Genomic DNA, 1558 nt, shown 5'->3' on the forward strand with positions numbered 1-1558 from the left:
TCAAGCTGCCGCACGACGCGCTCATTTGAAACTAAAACTGCAACTGTAATGCTAGACAATCTACCGTAAAAGTTTTAAACTCTACCAAATGACGGTAAATGCAGCAAGTTTGCCCGCTAACTCTGATCTTACAGCCAATATTAAGCTCTCGTCTCTATTCTTTGAGAAACTGAGGAGCGCGCTATGAACATGCAATGTCGGGGCTGCAAAGACGGCCAAGACTTTCCGCTTCAATTTTCGATGGCCTTCCAACCGATCGTCAACGTCGCAGACCAAACCGTCTACGCACACGAGGCACTTGTCCGTGGGGCTAACGGGGAGGGGGCGATGAGTATTTTGTCAGCGGTGGATGCTGAGAACCGATACCTCTTCGATCAGCAGTGTCGGGTTAAAGCCATCGAGCTTGCATCGAAACTCTTTCCGCCGGCCGAGCTACCGCGGCTGGCCATCAATTTCATGCCGAAGGCCGTTTATGAGCCGCGTGCCTGCATTAGGCTAACGTTGGCAACGGCCGCGAAAACCGGCTTTCCAGCCGACCGGATCATTTTCGAGTTCACGGAGACGGAGAAGCTCGACATCGACCACGTCCTGAAGATCCTGGCAACCTATCGAGAAATTGGTTTCATGACGGCGATCGATGACTTCGGGGCTGGCTACGCCGGTCTTGGGTTGCTCGCCAAGTTTCAGCCGGACATCGTCAAGCTCGATATGGAGCTTATTCGCGATATCGACACGAATGCCGCCAAGCGAACGATCGTGCGCCATTCGGTCACCATGCTAAAGGACATGGGCGTCATTCCCCTATGCGAAGGGATTGAAACTCGCGGGGAGAAATCCGCGCTGGAAGACCTCGGTGTCGAACTCATGCAAGGATATCTGTTCTCGAAACCCGTGTTTGAATCGGTCGCGAAGGATATTCCAGCTCTCAAGAGCTGCCAGATTTGAGCAAACGGACGTTTTCGAACATAGTCGAGTGCTGTTGCGAGAAGCGGTTGCGTCACTACTCGATATCGGAAAGGCCGAGCAGCGTCCCTTCGACATGGTTGCGGGTTTGGCCGCCGATCCAGACCTGGCACGCGTCATCCCGGCCCACATGTACACGCTCCTTGCGGCCGAGACAGGTGCCCTGCGCGGCCGCGCGCGGCCATCACTGCGCAGCTGGGAGCGAGACATGGCACTCCTTGAGACCGCGACGGGTGCAAGCTGCTGCAACATACTACTTCAGAGTTGACCCCGATTATCTGCGGGACCTCACCCGTAGGACGGAGCGCGGCGAGTTCGCCATCGGTCCGATGCTGATGTCACTCGCCAAGGCCAATGCCGCCAGACGTGATCGGACCGGGTGAGGGAGGGATGGAATGACTGGGCGGATGTAGCGGATCGTCGCTCAGAACCCATCCGTAACGCTTCGGGCTGAACTGGAGAAGACGCTTCTCAAGCTAGGGATGGCGCCAGTGTTAGCCATTGAGCCGCTCAGGGCAAATTTTTGCGACGATGTCCTGAAGTTGCTTGATGTGGTCGACAAGCCAATCGAGTTCTTCCTTGGTGATTTCGTAGT

General features: G+C 55.5%; 2 protein-coding genes. Both read left to right on the forward strand.

Annotated elements, in window-relative coordinates:
• Window positions 1-183 precede the first annotated feature (183 nt).
• Window positions 184-945, forward strand: a complete 762-nt coding sequence (locus tag EQW76_RS28645; RefSeq protein WP_142832623.1) for an EAL domain-containing protein — start codon at window positions 184-186, stop codon at window positions 943-945.
• Window positions 946-979: 34 nt separating this feature from the next.
• Window positions 980-1231, forward strand: coding sequence for a hypothetical protein (locus tag EQW76_RS29190; RefSeq protein ID WP_161991049.1), 252 nt, complete (start codon window positions 980-982; stop codon window positions 1229-1231).
• The last annotated feature ends 327 nt before the right edge of the window (window positions 1232-1558 follow it).

This window comes from Rhizobium sp. rho-13.1 (assembly GCF_007000305.1).
Classification (GTDB): Bacteria; Pseudomonadota; Alphaproteobacteria; order Rhizobiales; family Rhizobiaceae; genus Rhizobium; species Rhizobium rhododendri.

Coding starts and splice junctions, on each gene's coding strand:
- EQW76_RS28645 (WP_142832623.1), top strand. CDS start 184: ATGAACATGCAATGTCGGGGCTGCAAAGACGGCCAAGACTTTCCGCTT.